The following is a 22,221-nucleotide window of genomic DNA, read 5'->3' as shown; positions in this document are numbered from 1 at the left end:
TATAACAAAAATAGGAGGTAGTTGTAATGACAGAAGAAATTATTGATTTTCATACGCACTTTTTGCAAGCCGATTTTCTTAAGCAAGCATTACCACATAATGCGTTAGCAAACTTTGGTGACGGTCCCGTCCCACCTTTTAATGATGACGGTCGCTTTGACAATGTGTTTGATCCCAAAGTTCGAATTCAGGATATGGACAAACGCGGGGTTACAAAGCATGTGATTTCATCGTCAACAGTTATGCAAGGCACCTTTTATCTGTCTAGCAAAGATGAACCCAAAGCCGTTCGCAAACTAAATGACTTTTTGTATCAGCAATGGGTAAAGAAGTATCCAAAACGTTTTATTGGGACAATGATTCTGCCATTAAATAATCCGGATGCTACTCGTAAAGAGTTGGAACGTATGGTACGTGATTATCATACGAAGGTAGTCGAACTCCCTGTGCGTGTTGGTGACACTTATTTAAGCGACAACTCGTTTGACTATCTGTGGAAATTGATTGAAAAGTATAAGTTGGTTGCTTTTGTGCATCCAGATGGCATTCGCGATCCTTGGTATCGCAAATATGTGATGTGGAATTCCATTGGTCAAAACATTGAGGAAACTAAGTTTATGACCTCTATGATTTATGAGGGAAAAATGGATAAATTTAGTGATGTGGATATTGTGCTCACACACGGTGGTGGCACACTGCCTCTCTATCCCGGTCGTGTTGACCGTAACGCAATTTATCGACCTGAGGAAACAATGATGAATGTGGAATTGCCATTCCCATCAGACTACATTACGCATTTTCATTATGATTTATGCCTGTACGATCAAAAGACACTTCAAATGTTATTTGACCGGTATGGAACAAGTCCTTATATGGCCGGATCTGACTATCCTTTTGGAGATCAATTGCCTACGGACATTTTAAAGGGACTAAAGCTTTCGAAAGAAGAACGCAAAATGCTTTTGAGTGGGACAGCAAAGAAGCTTTTAAATAGTTAATTAATCTATGGAAAAGCATATTCTCACCGGGGTAACGAACTTTGATTCTTTGATATTAAAAAATCAATTGTGACATTCTGATGGTTAATTACTTCGCAAAGGGGCTTATTTTTGATGAAAAGTTAACGTAAACAGTCTATTAAGCCCTTCCAACTCATTAGTCGCAATGAAACAGATTCAAACATTACCACAAATCGATGAAGATAATAATGATGTTCTTGCCATGATTGGTTTGAAAATCATGGGTTTTCTGGCTATATTGGATATTTTACAGAATTCAGAAGCCAAGAGACCGCCCCTCAAAGCGAACAGACTGATGGTGAAATGCTGAACGAAAAACACGATCTTTTTTGAGATCGTGTTTTTATTTTTTACTTGTAATGGAATTTACTTCTAATTTTGTATAGTCTCATTCTTTATTGTGAAACTGCACGATAAGCCGGCAAGGAAGTTACTTCTTTGTTAGATTGCTTTATAAATATCGATTTGAAAAATATAGTGATACTTTCTTTGACAATTATTTATTCAAGGAACTAATATAAAGGCGTAAGAGTATTAAAGCGACTTTAAGTGCTGACAACACAGCAAATTTCATGTTGAGCTGCTAACACCCCAAGCCTAGATATTTAAAATCAGGAGGGGAATTACCATGTTAAAGCACAATGGAAATATTGATTCATCTGTTAAAGAACACTATAAGATGTACAAAGCCGGCAAAAAGTGGCTATTTGCGGGGATTTTTGCGGCCGTGTTAAGTTTCGGCGGCTTTGTTTCTACTGCTCAAGCTGATACTGCTAACCAGCAGCCACAGGTTGTTCAAACAAAGACAGCGACTACTGATAATACTGATAAAGTAGCTCCTACTTCGACGGTCACAAGCCAAGATTCAACAGCAGGTTCACAAGCAAGCTCTACTAATACGCAAAAATCAGCGGCACCTGTTAGTGCAATGCCTGCCGCTAAATCACAAGCGTCACTAATGTCAACTGCAAAGAGTTCCGTCTCTAATGTAACTAGTCAAACTTCCACTTTTTCGACAAATAGTGAAGCCGCTAAATCAGTTTATGTATCAACTAGTAAAGCGACTAAAGCAAACAATAATAGCAGCGCACCGGCTAGTCAACAGCGAGCAAATTCTGTCGCGGTCAAGACTAATACAACCGTTACTAGTTCTACAACTACAACAGCTTCGAGTGCTCCTGCTAGTCAGGCCAGAACGACGGCTACTGCTTCCGCACCTAAAGCTACTTCAAACGTATCAAAGACTGATGTAAAAACTGATCAGCCAGCGTCTCAGGCCAATACCATTGAGTTACTCGCTGAGCCTAACTCTGCATCACCAGTTTCAACAACCAGTACATCGAACACTTCTGAAAGTTCCACAAGTAATGCTTCACCAGCAAATTCTGTGGACACAGTATCTGACTACAAGCCTGCTACGACAGATAATATTACAAACTGGGGAATTTCAAACGACTGGCAACAAAATGCAGACACTTGGGTTGGTAATCAGTATAATGTTCAAGCCTTCACCAATCCGAGTGATGCAACTTATCATAATTTATCAGTTACAAGCTCCGATCCTACGGTAGCAACTGCTACTCTTGATCCCGTAACCAAAGAAATTGCAATTAAAGCCTTAAAGTCTGGACATACAACAGTTCAGGTTAGCCTGTTAAGAAATAATAATAAGACAAGTATCGTGTCTTTTGAACAGTCAGTGCACACTCCTGAAAAGATGACGAGCATGTACTTTGGACTACCATATTGGGAGAATGATCCAGGCACTGTGCAACAGCCTGATGGCGTATATTCATTTGGTGGTCTTGTTAAAGATACAGCACGGCTCAGTCAAGATGAATACACACTGACTTCGAGTGATCCCACAGTTGTTTCCGTATCTGGGCATACACTCACTTCGTTAAAGCCAGGAACATCTGTAATTACAATGTTCCTAACTGATGAAGGTCAAAAATTTAGTTATAACAGCACAATGACTGTCAACAAACCCGACGTTGATTTATTTAGTGGTGTTGGTGAGGCGGTTGTTCCGGCCGGTTATTATCGAAATGATGGACTTCACGGTAAGGGCGGTTTAAAAGATGGAACTTATAATGTTGCATATAAAAATGAAACTCCGGATATTGTTACAGATGTGAACGGAAAACTAACTGGAGTCGAGCCTGGACAAGGGACAATTGATATTACGGTTACAGATAAAACAACCGGTAGGCAAATCCTGTCTAAGGCTGTGACCGTAACGGTTGAAGCTCCTAAAGATTATTATTATATTCATGATACTCGTTGGGAACTTAATTACGGGGACTCTATTAACAATAATGATGGTTGGTACGCAAATGTTCCTAAAGTAGTAACGATGGACCTAAGCAATTTATATAATGTCCCATCTAATGATGGAACCAATAATTACCCAGTCCCAGATTCAACTAAGTATAATTTCACAGGATCCATTAACCCAGCTGATGGTAAGATTACTAGTCTCGGAAATAATAAGTTCTCGATTGAGTTTTATAAAACTGGAGAAATAACCACAAACTGGACGGCCACTAACCCCATGGGAGCGACAGTGACTGCCAGCTTTGAAGATGTTGTTGTCAATATTTCAAAATTAGCAGATATTTTTCAAACTGTATTGCCAAAAGATACGATGGCATTAAATGATGAACAATATGTTTCAAACTACAACATTACTAATCCATATACAGACAGTGATTTGGGTTGGACGTTTAATGGTGTAACTACCGATACCCCACAGTATCTGTCTGTGAACTATTCTGGGCAATCAAATGTGCAAAACCAGACCCAATATTTGGTAACAGCACTTAAAGCAACACCACAAGATGGTAGTACCTTTGCACATTTGATTTGGAACTACACTGATGCGGCCGGCAATATTCAAAAAGTTGTTAAGAATGTCAACGTTATTGATTTGATTCAAGCCAAAGACGTTGTTGTTACCAATGTTCCACGACTTGCTTATGTGAATACGGCGTTAGCACCATTATCAGTTACGGTTGAGCCTGGCGACGCATTAAAGTATTTGGCACCTTATCAATGGCAAGTCGTTCAAACTAATCAATTTGGCAAAACAGTTCCAGTAGTTAATAACGGAACTATTTACACGATGTCCACTGGTTCTGACGCACACAATCCTGTCTTTACATTCTTGAAGCCGGGAGATTTCCAGATTCAGGCTCAAGTTACAGATAAGCGGACGATCTACCTTGGCTCTCAGACGGCCAAAATTCATGTCGTTGATTACGCTCCTCTGAAGTCAACACAGGTCAGTGCTGATAAACAAATCGAAGTTAATGGTAGTTTTGTTGCAACTGTTCAATCAATTGACCCGGTAAACGCACACTTTACAAACACTTGGACGAGTTCTGATCCGTCAGTTGCTTCTATTACGTTTGATTCCAACGCTGATAATGGGCCAGCTACTATTACTGGTCTGAAACCAGGCACAGTTACGATTACTGTTGTCTCAAGTCAAGAAGGTAATAACCCAGTCACCAAGCAATTTGATTTAAAGGTTGTTAAATCGGTACCAATTACGAATGTGACTAAAATTAGTGGTCCACTGTTTGCTTTTGCCGGTACAGCAAATAACTATCAGCTTATTGATGCAAACGGCAAAGCTGTAACAGCAGATGCTTGGACTTCTAGTGACCCATTAACAAGTCCTGTTAATAACGCAGGTACGCTATTTGTGGATAAGAACTTATCCAGTCAAAAAGATATTTTACTTTCAGCTGAGTTGTCAGGAAAATGGTACATCTTCCAAGTTACCGAATTGAAAAAGGGCGACCTGGAGTTGGAAATGCCAATGTCAGCCGGCGACTTTAGTACCACTGTTGGCGATGTAACTAATTTCAATTTGAGTCACTTAACTGACTTGAGTTTAAAAGAATTAGACGGCGAAGCATCTTTGACAGATACAGGAACATTTACGGCCTTAAAGGCCGGCAAAGTCGAAATTCACTTCAATTCCTTCGGGACACAAGAAGTGAAAACAATTACTATTAATCCGGCTAAGAGTATTAATAGTTTTAGTTTTGACTACGCTAACCTCACAGATAACACGGCCTTAATGGGTAATGTTTTGACGCCAACGAACAACTTTAATCCGGTTGATCCTGGGTATCAAAGTATGACTTGGACATCAAGTAATCCGGATGTTGCCACTGTTAACGATCAAGGCATTGTTAAAGCACTCCTTCCAGGAACGACCACAATCACTAGTACCGTGAAGGATGTTACAGGTAAGACGTTTACTGCCACGAAGTCGTTGACCGTTGGTCTGAATACTGCTGGAATTACCAGTATGCTCTACTCCACTTTAGATATTGAAAAATATGAGAGTCAGATCAATGACTATGCCAAGGCGTTGAAGACTATTGGAAAGTCTTTGGACCAGTTGACCGGGTTTACCACTGAAAAGAATGCTGTTCCAGCCATAATTAATGTCAAGGCTGGAGATGGATCAATTGTCACTCATGATGGTAGCTTCACTATCAGTAGCTTGTTACAGGATGCTGTTTCACAACTCAATGAATTAGCAAATAGCAACCCTACTATCAATAAACTGAGTTTTGCGATTGGAAATAGTGCAGACACAACAATTATTGGTGGCAATCTTGTTGGCACCGGCGATTACAATACGGTGACTGGTTGGACTGTCAAAGGCACTGAATTGAAAATTAGCAACCAAGAGACTGAGTTAACAAAGACGCAAGTAGTCAACCTGATTGAACATGTTATCTTAGCTCATAATGGTCTGATTTATCCGGCGGACCAAGGTAATACGACAAATGATCAAATGACCGGAGCCACGAATGACAACGATTTACTGGCCTTAAACTTACGATACATTTTGGGTAATAGTATCAATAGTAGCGCGATGGGGGTCTAGATTATGACAGCTGAGACTGTTGAACGTAAGAAAATGTATAAAAAGGGCCGGCATTGGGTCGTGGGCACAATTGTGACTGGAACAATTATCGTTTTTGGTACGATTCCAGTTGCTGAAGCTGATGCGGTTCCTCAAAATGCGGGCCGTCCAAGTGACCCTGATACGACTGTGCAAATTACGCGCGGTAATACAAGTGCGACTAGTCAAGCTACTAGTAATAATTCGATGCCGCTCAAAGCAGATTCACAAGCCAACTCTGCTAGTGCTGCAAAGTCGGTTTCACCTAGCGATTCGCAAACTAGCAAAATGAATCAGACTTCACAGAGTGCTAACACAGCATCAGTTGCGCCCGTCTCTCAGGCTTCGGCTTCATCAACTGTTACACGTAGAGTAATCAGTAACAGTTCAGCTGTGCCTAGCCAGGCCAGCAACAGTACTGCCCCGGCCAACGATTCCACAGCAGCAAAGAGCATTGCTAATAAACCTGTGTCAGTGGCAGTCCAGTCAACACCTGCTAGTGCTAATCAGGTCGTAGCACCAATTTCAAATAATAAAGAAACGGCCACGTCTAATGTGACTAAGGCTGTGTCAAAACGGGCTACAAATTATTCCTTTGTTGTTACCAACACCACGGCAGCTGCAACTACAAATGCTTCCTCACAAGATAGTATGACAACACAGACAAAATCGTTCGATTTAGATAATAAGACAGGTCAGATTTCTGTAGATACTAATGCGGTTTACGATAGTTCCAATTCAGCTGTAAAGCCCTATACTAGCGCCGTCTATGCTCCGTACGATGCTAGTCAACCCGCTACACCGACTTTCGGTGATCAGAATGCGGTTGATCAACGTGATAGCGCTAAACTAGGTCGCATGTTAGTGCGAATTACAGATCGACAAACTTTGGGATTTTACGTTGATGTGCCTATCTACGGAGACGAAAATACCGGAATTGATTTATCTAAATATGTAGGCAAGTATTTACGGTTTAAGTTCACACAAGCTAAACAATTTTCTGGGACAGTGGTTAATCCATCAGACCCAACTGATTTGTACACAGCTACGCTAGTCGATGATACTGGTAAAGAACTTGGTCCTGTGCCTGAATCAGAAGTGTCACCGATTGTGACAACACCTGATACAAAATTAACCGATGCGCAGCTAAAGACTTCTTTGGATAGCAATGTTCTTAAGGATTCTCCAATTGCTAACATTTTTAAGAGTTTTGGACTGGACAAACTTTCAGATGTTTCACTGAACAACTTAAATACCGCTGAACCATCTGAAGATAGTTATCAGAAACCTATCGTTCAACCTGATGGCAAAATCGTTTATCAGGCACCTAAAGTTGGAATCGATCATTTTACTAATGAAATTCCCATTGATCCACAGTCGTTGCCGGGTTCAAATGATCAATCGACACCTTTGACCACTTACGTGCCTGTTCATTCGTTTGTCAATGATCCAACAACTGGGCTGCCCAAAGAAATTCTGATTGGCTATGCCAAAAAAGACGACTATCAAAACTCTGGCGGCCTGAATTATACGCTATACAATGCGCCAAATGATGGGGCTACGCCAGTTGGGACGGCTGTCAACGGAACAATCAAGCCAACAAATATTTCGGCGGAAAATGTTCAGGTTACATTTGGCGCCACTGATGGCGCAACGACCCTACCTGCCACTCAGACACCTTCGGTCGATACAGGCTCCCATTTTGATTACACCAACGTGATTGTACCTGATATGCCAACTGGCTATGAACTAGCCAAGGCTGCCCAACAGAGCTCATTTATTACAGTTGGAACCGATGCGACTAAGAACACTTACAAGGTTATGATTGCACCGATCAGTGAACCAGTATCCGTGACCTTTACGGCTAACAATGGCAATAAAGGGATTACTAAAGCAGAGAAAATGGGTACGAGCGGGACTTACACCACGAATGCCGATTACAATACTACCTTTGGTAAGGATCAATTGAGCAGTATCAGCGTTCCTGATGGTTACTCATTGGATAGTGTGACGCCAACCAACAAAGTTGGTCTATCTGGGACTAATAATTACACGGCAACGATTGCACCTAAAGATGAAACCGTGACGCTGACTTATGAAAACACTGATGGCAAGGCAACCACAATGGCGACTGGCACGCCAACAACTGCGACGGCCAAGATGGACAGTCAGTTCGGCTTTGGCAATATTACAACTATGCCAGCGGAGACTGGTTATACAGTTGAATCAAAGGACAAGCAAAATCCAGACATTACCGTTGCCACAACGGGCAACAGTTACACCTTGAAACTTAGCCCCGATTCAGAACCAATCACTGTGTCATTTGTCGCTGATAATAAAAATGCCACTATTGCGAAACTTAAAGTGAATGGCGATGTAAAAGCCAATTACAATTCGACCTTCGGCATTAAAGATGTTAAGGCACTTCCTGGGTTACCAACCTTTGCTGGTTATGACTATGCAGCCAAACAGAATGATGACATTACGGTGGGCACTGCCAACAATAATTATGTGGTTCAGTTGGTCGCTCAAGATGAAAATGGGACTGTGCAAGTAGTTCGTGGCGATGATCCAACGAAGACTGTGCAACAAAGTATTCCGTTTACGGCAAAGATGGACAGTACTTTTGGCTATGCTGATGTTCCAGTGGCGAAGATTACTGCTATTCCAGGCTACACATTGGCAACTGCTGATAAACAGGCAACTGGCAAGACGATTGGAACTGATGCCACGAAGAATATTTACCAAGTTGTTGAGGCACCAGATGCTGAAAATGTAACGCTTAACTTAGTCAAGACGAATGACAGTGGCAAAGTCTATAAGTCAGCAACTACCAGCGCTAATATGAATAGCTCATACGGTATCACCCAGGCTAAGGCCGATTTGACCAAGCTGAAGGTTGATGTACCAACTGGTTACTCATTAGTCGCTGATAATAAGCAAGCTGCTGATGAAACTATCAAGACGTCTGACAATGCGTACAACGTGCTGATTGCCCCAGATGTCAAGACAGTGGCAGTTTCTGTTGCGGCAACAAACAATGCGGATTTGAATATTCCAGCATTCAGCCAAACGAGTGCGGTTGACGCCACCTTTGGCTATGGCGATGTTGATCAGACGAAGTTTACGGTTCCAGCTGGGTATCAATTGGTTGCTAAAGACAAGCAAGCTAAGACTATTACCGTTAATAACGATGAGACTAAGGACACGTATCAAGTCTTGTTGGCACCTAAGACGGATACTAAAGTCACGGTGAAAACGGCCTTGACGCAGTCTGGCAAGCAGCCAGTGACGCTACCAGCTGATCAAGAGACAACGGCGACAACTGATACAAAGTACACATTAGCTGATGCGCAAAGTTTGTTAGGTAATAAGCTGACAGTCAACGGCTATCACGTAGCAACCACGGCTGAAAAGGCTGATCCAGATGTGACAGTGGCTGGCAATGGTTCGTCAACATTTACCGTTTACTTGGCACCTGACAGTGAAACTCTTGATTTGAAGTTCAGTGCGTTAGACAACAGTACTGCCGCGGACGCGCTGAATGCCGCTAAAGTCAGTGTTGCAGTGCCATTTAACTCAACGTATGTCTTTACTGGTCACGAAAAGGGCTTACCGGCTTTGCCAACTGGGTATGTTTACAAGAGTTATCCAAGTGCTGATATTGAGAACACCAAGTCCAATACCATGACGGTTGAGATCCAAAAGAAGGAACAACCGGTCACAATCAAGGTTGTCTCCACTAATCCGGAAGACAAATTGCCGTTGCAAGGGACACATGAGGTGACAGTTAAGGTTGATTCTAAGGTTACGCCAAGCACGACTGGGGTAATTGATCAAGCCTTAAGCCCTCACTATCACTTGGCACCAAGTTCTAAGCAGGTTAACCAACCACAGACTGTTAAACCGACTAATGACAATGTCTATGAAGTGGTCTTAACACCAGATTCCTTCAGCAAGACGGTTAAATTGTTGGCTACGGTTCGTGACTATCACAATCAGTGGCACACGATTGAACTTTCGAACCTGACATTTAGCGGACTATACGGTCAGGATGTGACAGAACAGACACCAACGATCGACGGTTATATTGGTGAATCGCTAAAAGCAACTTTGAACGATGCTTTGCCAGATTCGATGATGGCTTATGTTGGTCAAGAAGCTCATTTGGCAGTGCACCATTATCTGATTGATGCTGCTCACCATATTGTTGGTGAAATTGGCACTGACGACAATTTGTTTGGGACCGTTGGTGGAGACTACGATATTCCTAACGATCAAATTACAGGCTATGAATTAGTCTCAATGACTGGTGATCCAACTTATACGGTGGCTGATGAGGCAACTAAGGGTAATGCAATAAACTTGTATTACATCAAGTTACCAGCACAAACTGCAACGACACAACCAAACGGCGCTGCTACACAGCCAACTGTTCAAGTTGCGTCTAATGAACCAAGTTATGTTGTGACAGGGACAGTTAATGGTAAACCAGTATCATTTATCGCACAGCCTGTTGTTCATGCCGTACCAGCTGATGTTCAAACGCAAACAACTGGTCATGTTGAAACAGCGAAAACACCTAAGTTATCTGAAACTACTCAATCAACGACTGTAAAACAATCCACCCCTTCGATTGCTTTGCCGTTAGCCCAGAAAGTAGCTAAGAGCAGCAACAAGAGCGTTAACTTGACTGAACCGCAAAAGCCAGTTAAAAGTGACGATCTTCGCCCTGTTAAGGCTGAGGTGCCAGCTGCGATGAAGCATGCGCAGGCATTACCACAAACCAGCGAAAATCAGACTGGCATTCTTGGCATGGTTGGCGCAGGTTTGATGAGCTTATTAGCAGTATTTGGTATTTCTAAGAAGCGTAAGAATTAAATACTGAATACAATCGCATTTGCTTCGGTTGTACATCAAAAGCAGCACGATTCCTTTTACTTCGGGAGTCGCGCTGCTTTTTGAGTTATATTTTTAAGTTTTAGAACCAAATCACGCTCAATGCATAACTGATAACAACCAAACTTTTATTCAGCTAGCATTCTATCTAGTTTTTAATTGTCTGATCCAGAGGCGCTGAATAATCCTCTTCATGTACTTGATTATAAAAGTTGCCCCACTTTTCCATTGCGTCAATCACGGGTACTAAGGTTTTCCCAAAGTCTGTTAATCGATATTCGGTTTTTGGCGGAATAACTGGGTACACTCGTTTTTGAACAACACCATCTTCCTCTAGTTCTGCCAGTTGAAGAGCTAGCATACGATGTGAGCACTCCGGCATCCAGCGTTGAAATTGACTAAAACGACAAATGTTTTCTTGAATGATGTGATATAAAATAACGCTTTTCCATTTTCCAGAAATAATCTGCAAGGTACTCTCGACAGGACAACCTTCTTCGCAATTATAAATATGGCGTTTCATCTTCATTCTCCTCATTTCAAATGTCTGCAACAGGGTTAGTGTAATCCTCTGAATAAAAAATCACCACAACTCTGAATTCTAATTTAGCCTCAAGTAACATTTTTGTGACTATGTAATTAAAAATTCACGATTGTTGTTAAAAATGAAGCCACTATACTCAATTGGTGAAAGGGAGGAAGAATAAAAATGCTAAAGACTATGAATGCAATCGGTTTTAAGAAACATTTGCCGATTGAGGATCAAGAATCACTAATTGATTTTACAGAACCTATGCCTATCTCCAAAGGTCATGATTTGTTAGTCCATGTCCACGCTACGTCGGTCAACCCAGTCGATATTGGGGTTCGCCGCGGTGGACACGCAATTCTCGAAACTCCAAAGGTCATTGGCTGGGATGCTGAAGGCATTGTCGAATCAGTCGGTGAAAAGGTTACACTCTTTAAACCAGGAGACCGTGTTTTCTACGCTGGCTCCTTTAAACGCCCTGGCAGTGATAGTGAATATCAACTCGTTGATGAACGCATTGTTGGTAATGCACCCAAAGCATTTAATGATGCTCAGGTTGCTGCAATGCCGCTAACATCATTAACGGCCTGGGAAGCACTCTTTGAACAACTGCAAATTGACTACATGGATCGTGACACAAATTCTCAACATACAATATTGATTATTAACGGTGCCGGTGGAGTTGGATCAATTGCTACACAATTAGCACATTTTGCCGGACTAAAGGTTATTGCCACCGCTTCAAATGAAGAATCTAATCAATGGGTCTTGGATCACGGAGCCGATTTTGTTGTTGATCATTCAACAGACTTAGTTAAGCAACTACACAATCTTGAGTTTCAAGACGTGGATTATATTTTAGGTCTCAGTCATTTGGATGAACATTGGAATGAAATCGCTAGTTTGATTAAACCGCATGGTCGTATTGCGTCTATTACAGAAAATAGACGTCCGATTGATTTAAAGAAGCTAACTAAGAAGCGAGCTACTTTTGCTTGGGAGTGGATGTATTCAAAATCATATTTTCAAACAGAAGATATGAGCTCACAACACGAAATTCTCAATGCAATCGCTAATCTAATGGATCAAGGGATTGTTAAGTCGACATTAACGAAAACTTTGTCACCGATTAACGCAGCTAATTTAAGAGAAGCTCACAGGATTATTGAAACGAATCACAATATTGGCAAGATTGTTGTTACGAATGATTAAAAAAATGGGGAGAAAATGAAATGCTAGGTAACGATCGGTATTACAGACGTTATGTTCCTGAAATTTTATCAGGTTACACAGTGTTAACATCTGGATTTTTGAAATCAACCATCTACGATACCTTAATTGAAATTCAATACCGTTTAGAAAGTAAGTTAGTTGAAAAGCGAGAGCTAACCGATGAAAGCTTTACAGACAACCAACAATATCGCCCAGTGTTTAGCCGTGTTAACAATGAAATGAGCGAAGAACTGACACAACGGTTTGAGCGTTTGCAAGCAAACTACGGGGATCAACAAACGGAACCCATTATTGAAGAGCTCCTAGGAAAACTTGAAATGGTCAATTCATATAATGACACTCGTGTTTTAATTCGTGTTTTTGGTGATATTTTACGCCTGTCTGACCAAATCATTGATTTCTTACAGACACGCCATTCTGGAAACGCATCAATAGTTTTGAGAGAAAGCAGTACACTGCTGTTGGTTGACGTTGTCGACGATACAAATAACACTCAAACTCTTGAGTATCCGCGTTTAGACAATAACCGTTTTATTAATGTCGCTAGTGTTTTGTTTCAACATATCAGACACGAAGAGCGCAAACCAACGATTGCTGAGTACATCGCAATTCAGGTAGGTTTTGAAATGGTCGGCTTTCGTGGATATGCGGAGTCACCGATTGTTCCTTGGGGAAATAGTGGTTTCCGCGCGATTCAAACGCAGGCTTCAATTACTGATCCCGGATTAGGTCATTTAACCGGCACAGTAAACAGTATGCGATACATCAATGGTACCAATGTACATGTGGAGTTCTTGGAACGAGGAGCAGAAACAAACCGCGAAAAAGTGGAGCCATATCGGCTGCCTGATTTAGCAACGATGGGAAAAGTGAAGATGGCAGTTGGCCGGGATACGTCAGTTTCCAGTTACGTTGGCCGACCGATGTTCGAAGATACATTTGAAAATTCGTTTATTAAGAGTGTGCACACAACTGTGGGCGTTTGTTCAGCTATCTTTATGAATGGTTTATCCGAATGTAAAGTTGCTATTGAACGCATGACGGTCATGCAAGCAATTAAGTATATGCAGGCGGTGTCCGCCAATGTCGTTCGTGACCGTAACTTACAAGTGCTAGCAGCTGCCTTTTGTGTCAACTATCCATTGATTGATGATCGACCAGCGGTCATGGCTAAGAACAACGGTCAGCCCGTTAAAGTCACTGATCGCATGGATATTGCAAGACTTGGTATCGAAATAGCTAAAGCTGGACGTTTTGAAAAAGTTACATTTGATGGCACGGCTGACTGGTATCCAAGTGACCCAATCATGGAACAATTAGGCTACCAGAATGCTCTGGAACTGGTGCACCTAGCTCATGAACAAGGATTGCTAACGTATTTTTCTGCAGGATTCAGATTCAAACATTTGCCTGATATCGTATTATCTGGCACAGATGGCATTGGACTCGGTGGCGCCCAAATCTTACGCTTCATGGATCACGAAAATGGTAATCAGGGTCCCTTTAAACAGCTGAATGTTGAAAAAATATTGGAAATCAATCGCAAAACTGCCTCTTCAACGCTAGGGCAAGGAACTATTCTGTTATGCCGTTTAGATCGTATGTACTATGAACTGTCATTGCCACAAGAACTACAAGATCTGCGAAGTGGCCTATATAAAGCACTGTATGAAAAGAATGAGGCAACTGTCGAAATTCTGATTAAGAAGGCTGCGGATGTTTCTAAAATCAGTATTGACTTGGTACACCCGTTGGTAGCGTGGGGTCAGCGTATTGTTGACCATAAGGATACTTGCTTAGCGTTTAATGGAATGAATAAAGACACGAAGAACAGATTTATTGAGGAACTTGAACTCAATATTGAGCATCACGATTATGAACAGTTAGCCGATGTATTGCATCGATTAAAGGAAGTAGCGATAACTCGTGATATTCATTTACTGGTAAATAATTAGGAGGAAACGAAAATGGAAAAGAAAATTGCGGTTTTAGTAACAAACATGGTTCAAGATGACGAACTTGCAGTACCCACAGACGCTATGCGCCAAGCTGGTTACAGTGTCACGTTAATCAATGGCTCTACAGACGATATTAGTGGTGTCATGGGCAGAAGTTTTTCCATTGATGCAGCTATTGATGATGTTAAGCCTGAAGATTTCGATGCTCTGTTTTTGCCGGGTGGTTTCTCGCCTGACCAGCTCCGGACGGATGAACGCTTTGTAAGTTTTGTGCGGTATTTCTTAATCAATAACCGTTCTTTATTTACAATTTGCCATGGGCCACAATTCTTTATTCAATCTGGTTTAATCAATGGTCGTAAGCTGACAAGTTACGAATCAATTCGTCCTGACTTGTACTTGGCTGGCGCAATCACACTTGATCAACCAGTGGTTGAAGATGGCAATTTAATTTCAAGCCGAACTCCAGATGATTTGCCACAGTTTGTACCAGCGATTTTGCAGGCACTCGCTAAATAAAATATATTTTCGTTGTTTAAAAGTAATCGGCAGCAAAACCATATATGTAAATGTGGTTTTGCTGTTTTTGTTTTCTTGACTAAGCGAACGTACATTCGTATAATTTGTTTAATCATTTCTGTACGGAGGTAACAAGAATGTCATTAACAAACAACAACCAGCGGTGGCTAACGCAACTTCTATCGATCAGTCGTGGATCAACTTTTCATCTTTCTGACTTACCTTTTTATCAAGTTGCTAAGACGGACCCTGAAAGGTTAGTTCAATTTCAAAAATCGTTTGATGCTTGGATAGACGAAACAAATGCACAATATGTCAGTAAAGGTGGCACAAATTACTTGAGGGTTAAGTAATGAAAAATGATGCTGATACTATTATTGAACGAATTGAGCCACTGTTTAAACGTGTCCCAAGAACCATGTATCACATTCAATGTGTGAACAACAAATACGACCAGGTCTATAACTTCTTTTTCATTACACAGCCTCAACATAAACGTCCCCACTCAATTCCATTGCATAGTGTGCATACTTATGACTTAGGCTATCTAGAAACGGTTATAAAGGCTATTAAACAGCGTACACAGCTGAGTATCGAATTTACAGGTTTCATGGGACAACGCTGGCCGGTGGCGCAAAAAGAGATTCAGTTCAAAAAACGTTGGGATGAAGACTAGCCCTAATGTAAAGGAGTTTTAAATGTCTACAGCTAGTGAACTGGTGGATCGCAAAACCTTAATTCACTCCACCACTCTTGGAGTAGGACGAATCAAACGGAATCTTGGACTAACCATTCCAGATAAAGATGTGGTTGATTGGTGTGTGTGGGACTTCTGTTGAATCCGGATGCGACAAGCGAACGAATCGGTAAAAATTGGTATATTCGACTTAATGAGGTTGTTTTAACAATCAATGCTCACAGTTATACGATAATCACTGCCCATAAAGGGTAATAAACTGAAACAGCCGTAGCTTTCAAGTAATTGGAAGTTACGGCTGTTTTTTTGAGTACAGCATACGTGTGCCTTTCAACGGTAATTTCAGATAAATTTCATATTACTGAGTCTAAATAAAACTTTAATGAGAGGTTGCATTTTTGCGTCAAAATTACTCTTTATTAAGTATGAAGGTCATATTTAAGACCCTGATCTTTGAAAACTACATAGACTGGTTAAATACTTTCCTATTTTTTGTGTTGATTACTATTTGCGCCATGACTGCCGCCAAATTGTGGGTACGAGCGATCAACAGCTATTAATCACATTTCTTAGACCCAAAATGTGCCACAAAAAAATAAATAATGATACTTCCGCGAGGCTACCACGTAACGAGTAGGGGTGAAATTCCCATGCGCTTTGTGCGGTTTAACTAGTCATTAAACTACTAATAACTGACCGGGCATACCCGGTTCTACTGTGTCACTTGTTAACTATATTTTGTACAATGAGCTTGTAAGTTTACTTTCAAGCGTCATCTGGAAGGAGACTTTTTATGAACGCGCCTATTTTGCCCATTACACTGACAAAGCGTGAGCTGATTAGTTTAGGTTATGGCCCCGGTTTTTCTGCTGACATTATCCGTCAGGCAAAAGCACTGATGGTAGAGAAAGGCTACGGCTATTATCGAACGAGAAAACTCGGACGCGTCCCAGTTTCAGCAGTTGAAGAAATTCTTGGCATTCCAGTCCAAGAAGGTTTGGCGGGTAATACGCCTATCCCAACAAGATAGGAGTTTTATCAATGTCAAATATGAATGCAGTTATTAAGAAACAAGAAAACGGTACCTGGGCTTTTCGAGCTAGCTTAAAATTTGACCCCAAAACTGGCAAAAGAATTCAAAGACGACGTAGCGGTTTTAGAACTAAGGCTGAAGCAAAGGATGCCTACTACAAACTTTTAGCCACAGATTTTAAAACATTGCGTCAAAAAGAAGAGCATTTGGTGAATTTTGAAGATTTTGTCGAAAATACCTTCAAACCTTGGTATAAGACACAGGTTAAAATTCAGACTTTTGATGATCGTTCTAGATTGATGAAACGCTATTTCAAAGAGTTCTGGAATATGAAAATCACGGCATTTGATTCGTTAACCGTTCAAAAGTGGCAAAACAGTTTACTTGAAGGACATTCGGCGTTGTACGCTCGTCGCATCTTTATGACACTGTCTATGGTTTTACAGCGCGCTGTAACGTTAGAAGTTATTCCTAAGAATCCGGCCCGCATCGTTGGTAACATCAAAGCTTATCAACCCGAAATTGATTTTTGGACTAAAGAAGAATTTGAAAAAGTAATTGCGGCGGCATCAGTTGATAGTTTCCCCGATCATTTCACTTTTGTATGTGTCTGGATCTCATTCATGACTGGTTTACGTTCTGGTGAAGCGAAAGCTTTGCAATGGGAAGATTTGGATTGGGATAATCATACAATCACAGTCAATAAGACCGTCATTCGTAAAGGCATAGATAAGTTCTTTTTTTCCACACCTAAAACTAAATCAGGTTATCGAACACTGAGTCTTGACCAACAAACAATGGATATTCTGTTGGCTTGGTACGAAGACCAGCGCATCATGAATAAATCCAGTTTTATTTTAAGCATGGATGGACTCCCCTTAGCCCAATCCAGCTTAGCTAAAATGGTCGACAGTGCAGCAGAAAAAGCGCATGTGCATCGTATAACAGTTCATGCTTTACGACATTCACATGCGTCTTTATTAATCCATATGGGTGAGAATCCGTTGCGTATTAAAGAACGTTTAGGACATGCTGATGTTAGAACCACTTTAGGTATTTACGGGCACCTATATCCTAACAGTAATGTTGAGATTGCTGAGAGGCTTGGAAATCTCATTATGGCCCCGCAAAATGTTAAATAATTTGATAGCGTGCCGGTGTGCCAAAACTGTGCCACCGTGATTCTGGAACACGCTAGATTCCTTGGTATCAAAGCATTTTAGTTTAAGCGTGAGTGTTACACGTGAAACAGGAGAAAAACCTGGCAACTACAAAATTTCTGTTACCAATGGCCTAAATCCTAATTACACGGTGACGACTGCTGATGGAACACTGACAATTACGCCAATCGTGACAGTATCTTATGTTGACCAGGGCGGCAATCAACTGGCAACTGTACCTGCTAAGACAGTTAATGACCAACAGGTAGGAAATACCATCTCAATTGAACAGCCCACTGTCGTTGGGTACTCACTTGTACCTAGTCAACCAACCAGTTATACGTTGACGGATCAGGGAAACCAGTCGGTAACAGTTAAATATCGTCAAAATACGACTGTCACTGCTAATTATTATGTCAACGGTACGACGACTAAAATTGTCGATTCAATCATTACGAATGGTGCCGCGGGTTTAAATTATCAAACTTCTGCTGCAGACGTTGATGGCTATACGTTAGTAGCCACACCTGATAATGCCCAAGGTATCTACGCCCCAACGGGAAACACCGTTAATTACTATTACACCGTTAATTACACGGCTTTGCCAGTCGACAGTAAGGGTAATAAAATCGCTAACGGACTGCTTGGCACAGGCACACCTGGTCAATCAATTCAGACTAGCGTTAACCTACCGGCAATTTCGGGTTATGCATTACCAGAAACCATGCCCGCTGTTCCTGATACCCCTGGGGTCACAGTTAACGTCGTCTACACACCACTGTCAGAATCGGTAAACGTTAACTATTACCTTAAAGGCACGACCAACAAGATTAAAGATTCAACGATTATAAATGGTGATTTCAATACTCAATACGCGGCCCCTGCCGCTCAAGTTGCTGGATACACACTCGATGAAACGCCGGCAAATGCCACTGGGACGTTTGGTACAACAAACACAGACGTTGATTACTTCTACACGGCCGATAATGAATCCGTGGAGTCTCGCTATCTTGTTCAAGGTACAGAAACTGCACTCGCAGATTCAGCTACAGTAAAAGGTGACTTCAACACTCAGTACACGACAGCTTCTAAAGATATCGTCGGCTATAAATTAGTTGGGACACCAGCAAACGCTACTGGCACATTTGGCATTACTAACGCGCCAGTTATTTACGAATATGCGCCACTTCCGGAATCAGTTAGCGTTAACTACTACCTTAAGGGCACTACGAGTAAGGTTACAGCGTCAACGACTGTGAATGGTTTCTTTGATGGCAAGTACTCAGCCGCAGCGGCCAATGTTGACGGTTATAAATTAGCCATTACGCCCGCAAATGCCAACGGCACGTTTGGTACAAATACTGCAGAAGTTAATTACGAATATGTACCCCTTCAAGAAACTGTTAGTGCTAACTATTACGTTGCGGGCACAACCAACAAAATTGCTGCTACAAAGATTGTGAGTGGTAATTTTAATAGTCAATACACAACGAGTGCCGCACAAATTGACGGTTACACGCTAATTGAAACACCAACAAATGCTACTGGTATCTTCGCCACGACTAATGATGATGTAAACTACTATTACACCATCGACTATAAAGCAACACCAACAACCGGATCATCTTCAAGCTCCTATGAAGGTGCCTCAATTTCATCCAAGTATGTGCCGACATTGCAGATTCAACCAGTAAATACGGCATACAACGGCACTGTTCCAAATGTCTCATTAGCCGCAGAAGATTACACCTTTACCAATGAATCTGCTCAAAACGTTGACCCAACAACTGAAAGTAACGCCGGCCAATACACATGGCACCTTACTTCTACCGGTATTCAACATGTGCAAACGCAGCTTGGAACTGCATTTACCCAAACTGACTTAACTAACATTTCAGGTCATTATGAAATTACGCCAGCTAATCTGATTGTGACCACTACTAACAAGACAAAGGTTTTCGGCGAAAAGGACCCACAACTAACCGCTACAATCACTGGGACAAAGGGTAGCGACGTGATTACGGTTTCTACCAGTCGAGATGCTGGCGAATCAGTTGGTACTTACAGCGTCACATCGCAAGTGAATGCAGATTTACAAACACTCCGTAATTACACTATTACCAATACCAACGGAATTTTTACGATCACGCCTGCCGTAGCGACTGTATCGATTGTCAAATTTAGCAAAGTTTATGATGGCACTGCTGAACTACCAACAATCCAATTTCAAAGTGAACAAAATCTTCAAATGCCAACAGATTTAAATCGTAACGACTTTGTTATCACAAATGTTATAAAAGGCAGTTCTTATATGATTCAGGCTGGAACCTATCAGGTTCAAATTGCTGCGTCAGGTTTAAAAAAGATTCAGGATACCAACAAAAATTACAGTATTAGTAGTGTCCATCCGGGCACTTACTTCATTGACAAAAAGAAGCTTTCTCTCAAAGCCACGGATCAACACACGGTTGTCGGTGATCAAAACTTGAATCTTTCATTCACTACTACTGGACTCATCTCGCCAGATTCGGTGAAAGCCCATGTTGAAATTGCATCCAATCCAACTCACATTCGAAACGGGCATTATGAGTTACTGGTTATTGTTGATAACGAAGACGAGCTAACCAACAATTACGACGTTGCAACCGATACAGGTTCCTTATATGTGTCAGTTAAACCGGTATCAACAGCAGATATCAAGATTGGCAACACACAGAAAGTTTATGATGGTCAACCAGCAGTAGTTCCGGATAACCTATTTGCATTAACGATGCCAACCTTCATGCAACAAGCTGCTTTGACATCTGATGATTTTGATGTTAGCCCAATTACGGGGACTGCCGATTTGACAGGCGCCGGCACTTACGCAATTCAATTGAATAAAATTGGTCTTGCTAAATTAAGAGCCCAAAATATCGATTATTCATTCGATGGCGTTACATCTGGTGTTTATACAATTCAAAAAGCTAAAGTAAATGCCAACGAATTCAAACCAGTCGTGGCCGATAAAACCTATGATGCTCAACCCATTCCATCAGTCTATACAATCGTCATTCCAAACCTCATCAAAATGCCAGCTAACTTAACTGCAACTGATTTTACAATTTTGACACCGACTGCAAACAAACGAGACGTTGGTCAATATTCCGTTTCACTATCTGAAAGCGGATTGGCAAAATTCCGCGAAGCCAATTCTAATTTTGATATTGTCGGTGGCCCGGCCGTTGCGGCATTCAAGGTCACACCGGCTCCGCTAACCGTTACGATGCACCACGCGGAAAAAACGTTTGGTGACCCAGATAACTATGCCAGTGATGTTGTTGGGTGGCTAGATTCAAACCCTTATGAGCTCGTTTACACGCGTTCTAATATGAACGAAGACAAAGGAACTTATGATGTTAATGTTGCCGTTAAAAACGCTCAAAATTACACGGTAACGACATTTGGGGCTCCACTAACCATCAAGTCATACGCTGACCTCAACGTCACTGATATTACGTTGACACAGGGAGACACTTGGAATCCAAGCATGAATTTCGTCAATGCTAAAAATGATCGTGGTGTCTCAGTCAACTGGCAAGAATTCATTATGCAAAACGGAATTGTCAAAAACGCAGATAATGTCAACACATTAAAGCCGGGTGTTTATACAGTTATTTATATTTTTGGTGATCCTGTCATGAAAACGGCGACAGTAACCGTTAAGGGTCCAGCAACCAATGTCCCTGAATCGGCCAACGAGAGCCAGAGTTCTCAAGCAAGTCAGCAAGCCAATATTTCCGTGCAGAGTCAGGCTTCCACCACAAAACAGCACGAAAGCACTTCATCATCGGTTCATGTTTCACAACTCAGTCAAGCCGTTCAACAATCAGCAACGGTGCCACACGTCTCTGAGAAGCAAAACAATAGTGAAACAACACAATCACTTGTTCATCAGAAAGCGCAGACGCTTAAGTCACGTGCGGCTACAGATGCTGTGACCAGCAATGTGCATAATCAAAGCACTTCTGTAAAAGATCCATCCGTCGCAGACAGTTCTGTCACATCGAAACCCACGTTCGCTAATAAAGAAAAAACGACCGAATTGCCACACACCGGCGAACATGCCAATACTGTAGCAGCAGAAGTTGGTTTAGGTTTATTGGGAACATTGCTTGCACTGGCAGGGCTTAGGCGCCGCAAGCGTGACGAGGATCCAAATGATTAATTAGAGTTTCCTCAGCTGACTTAAAAAGACATTGTCT

14 protein-coding genes are annotated in these 22,221 nt (G+C 41.6%); 13 read left to right on the top strand and 1 reads right to left on the bottom strand.

All coding sequences use genetic code 11. From position 1 onward, the window contains the following. Nucleotides 1-26: 26 nt before the first annotated feature. From GB993_RS00640 to GB993_RS00630, 3 genes are all read left to right on the top strand, one after another. On the top strand, nt 27-998 hold the full coding sequence (locus tag GB993_RS00640) for an amidohydrolase family protein (RefSeq protein WP_161002655.1): 972 nt from the start codon (nt 27-29) through the stop codon (nt 996-998). Nucleotides 999-1,647: 649 nt separating this feature from the next. Further along, on the top strand, nt 1,648-5,931 hold the full coding sequence (locus tag GB993_RS00635) for an Ig-like domain-containing protein (protein WP_161002822.1): 4,284 nt from the start codon (nt 1,648-1,650) through the stop codon (nt 5,929-5,931). Between the two features lie 3 nt (nt 5,932-5,934). Beyond that, the gene (locus tag GB993_RS00630) at nt 5,935-10,830 is read left to right on the top strand and encodes a KxYKxGKxW signal peptide domain-containing protein (protein WP_161002821.1); all 4,896 of its coding nucleotides are present in this window, start codon (nt 5,935-5,937) and stop codon (nt 10,828-10,830) included. Nucleotides 10,831-10,996: 166 nt separating this feature from the next. Here the strand turns inward: GB993_RS00630 and GB993_RS00625 are convergent, their stop codons facing one another. Then, complete coding sequence (locus GB993_RS00625) at nt 10,997-11,371, bottom strand: winged helix-turn-helix transcriptional regulator (protein ID WP_161002654.1); 375 nt, start codon at nt 11,369-11,371, stop codon at nt 10,997-10,999. 198 nt (nt 11,372-11,569) lie between these two features. On the opposite strand from GB993_RS00625, the gene GB993_RS00620 reads away from it, so the two are divergent. The 10 genes from GB993_RS00620 to GB993_RS00580 all read left to right on the top strand — a co-directional run bounded on the left by GB993_RS00620 (nt 11,570) and on the right by GB993_RS00580 (nt 22,184). After that, complete coding sequence (locus GB993_RS00620; protein WP_161002820.1) at nt 11,570-12,589, top strand: zinc-binding alcohol dehydrogenase family protein; 1,020 nt, start codon at nt 11,570-11,572, stop codon at nt 12,587-12,589. Nucleotides 12,590-12,609: 20 nt separating this feature from the next. Continuing rightward, the gene (locus GB993_RS00615) at nt 12,610-14,565 is read left to right on the top strand and encodes a hypothetical protein (protein WP_161002653.1); all 1,956 of its coding nucleotides are present in this window, start codon (nt 12,610-12,612) and stop codon (nt 14,563-14,565) included. Nucleotides 14,566-14,577: 12 nt separating this feature from the next. Continuing rightward, nucleotides 14,578-15,087, top strand: coding sequence for a type 1 glutamine amidotransferase domain-containing protein (locus tag GB993_RS00610; protein WP_161002652.1), 510 nt, complete (start codon nt 14,578-14,580; stop codon nt 15,085-15,087). A gap of 137 nt (nt 15,088-15,224) precedes the next feature. Further along, nucleotides 15,225-15,440, top strand: a complete 216-nt coding sequence (locus tag GB993_RS00605) for a hypothetical protein (protein ID WP_161002651.1) — start codon at nt 15,225-15,227, stop codon at nt 15,438-15,440. Then, entirely contained in the window at nt 15,440-15,763 is a 324-nt protein-coding gene (locus GB993_RS00600; RefSeq protein WP_161002650.1) for an acetyl-CoA carboxylase, read from the top strand. Before GB993_RS00605 ends, GB993_RS00600 begins: the two co-directional genes overlap by 1 nt. Nucleotides 15,764-15,785: 22 nt before the next feature. After that, nucleotides 15,786-15,926 (top strand): DUF3781 domain-containing protein, encoded by a 141-nt coding sequence (locus tag GB993_RS12995; protein WP_238331555.1) that lies wholly within the window; start codon nt 15,786-15,788, stop codon nt 15,924-15,926. Beyond that, nucleotides 15,905-16,039, top strand: a complete 135-nt coding sequence (locus GB993_RS13225) for a DUF3781 domain-containing protein (RefSeq protein ID WP_431188872.1) — start codon at nt 15,905-15,907, stop codon at nt 16,037-16,039. Before GB993_RS12995 ends, GB993_RS13225 begins: the two co-directional genes overlap by 22 nt. A 538-nt stretch (nt 16,040-16,577) precedes the next feature. Continuing rightward, entirely contained in the window at nt 16,578-16,814 is a 237-nt protein-coding gene (locus tag GB993_RS00590) for a DUF3173 domain-containing protein (RefSeq protein ID WP_161002649.1), read from the top strand. An 11-nt stretch (nt 16,815-16,825) separates the two neighbouring features. Next, complete coding sequence (locus GB993_RS00585; protein WP_161002648.1) at nt 16,826-17,959, top strand: site-specific integrase; 1,134 nt, start codon at nt 16,826-16,828, stop codon at nt 17,957-17,959. 88 nt (nt 17,960-18,047) lie between these two features. After that, nucleotides 18,048-22,184 (top strand): MucBP domain-containing protein, encoded by a 4,137-nt coding sequence (locus GB993_RS00580; protein WP_161002647.1) that lies wholly within the window; start codon nt 18,048-18,050, stop codon nt 22,182-22,184. Nucleotides 22,185-22,221 lie beyond the last annotated feature (37 nt).

This window comes from Furfurilactobacillus milii (assembly GCF_009864005.1).
Lineage (GTDB): Bacteria > Bacillota > Bacilli > Lactobacillales > Lactobacillaceae > Furfurilactobacillus > Furfurilactobacillus rossiae_B.
This window is presented reverse-complemented; position numbering and strand designations above follow the sequence as displayed.

Bases quoted from the DNA above. Each gene is read 5' to 3' on its own strand.
- GB993_RS12995 (WP_238331555.1), top strand. From the start codon at position 15,786: ATGTCTACAGCTAGTGAACTGGTGGATCGCAAAACCTTAATTCACTCC.
- GB993_RS00635 (WP_161002822.1), top strand. From the start codon at position 1,648: ATGTTAAAGCACAATGGAAATATTGATTCATCTGTTAAAGAACACTAT.
- GB993_RS00590 (WP_161002649.1), top strand. From the start codon at position 16,578: ATGAACGCGCCTATTTTGCCCATTACACTGACAAAGCGTGAGCTGATT.
- GB993_RS00625 (WP_161002654.1), bottom strand. From the start codon at position 11,371: ATGAAACGCCATATTTATAATTGCGAAGAAGGTTGTCCTGTCGAGAGT.
- GB993_RS00630 (WP_161002821.1), top strand. From the start codon at position 5,935: ATGACAGCTGAGACTGTTGAACGTAAGAAAATGTATAAAAAGGGCCGG.
- GB993_RS00585 (WP_161002648.1), top strand. From the start codon at position 16,826: ATGTCAAATATGAATGCAGTTATTAAGAAACAAGAAAACGGTACCTGG.
- GB993_RS00615 (WP_161002653.1), top strand. From the start codon at position 12,610: ATGCTAGGTAACGATCGGTATTACAGACGTTATGTTCCTGAAATTTTA.
- GB993_RS00600 (WP_161002650.1), top strand. From the start codon at position 15,440: ATGAAAAATGATGCTGATACTATTATTGAACGAATTGAGCCACTGTTT.
- GB993_RS00605 (WP_161002651.1), top strand. From the start codon at position 15,225: ATGTCATTAACAAACAACAACCAGCGGTGGCTAACGCAACTTCTATCG.
- GB993_RS00620 (WP_161002820.1), top strand. From the start codon at position 11,570: ATGAATGCAATCGGTTTTAAGAAACATTTGCCGATTGAGGATCAAGAA.
- GB993_RS00640 (WP_161002655.1), top strand. From the start codon at position 27: ATGACAGAAGAAATTATTGATTTTCATACGCACTTTTTGCAAGCCGAT.
- GB993_RS00610 (WP_161002652.1), top strand. From the start codon at position 14,578: ATGGAAAAGAAAATTGCGGTTTTAGTAACAAACATGGTTCAAGATGAC.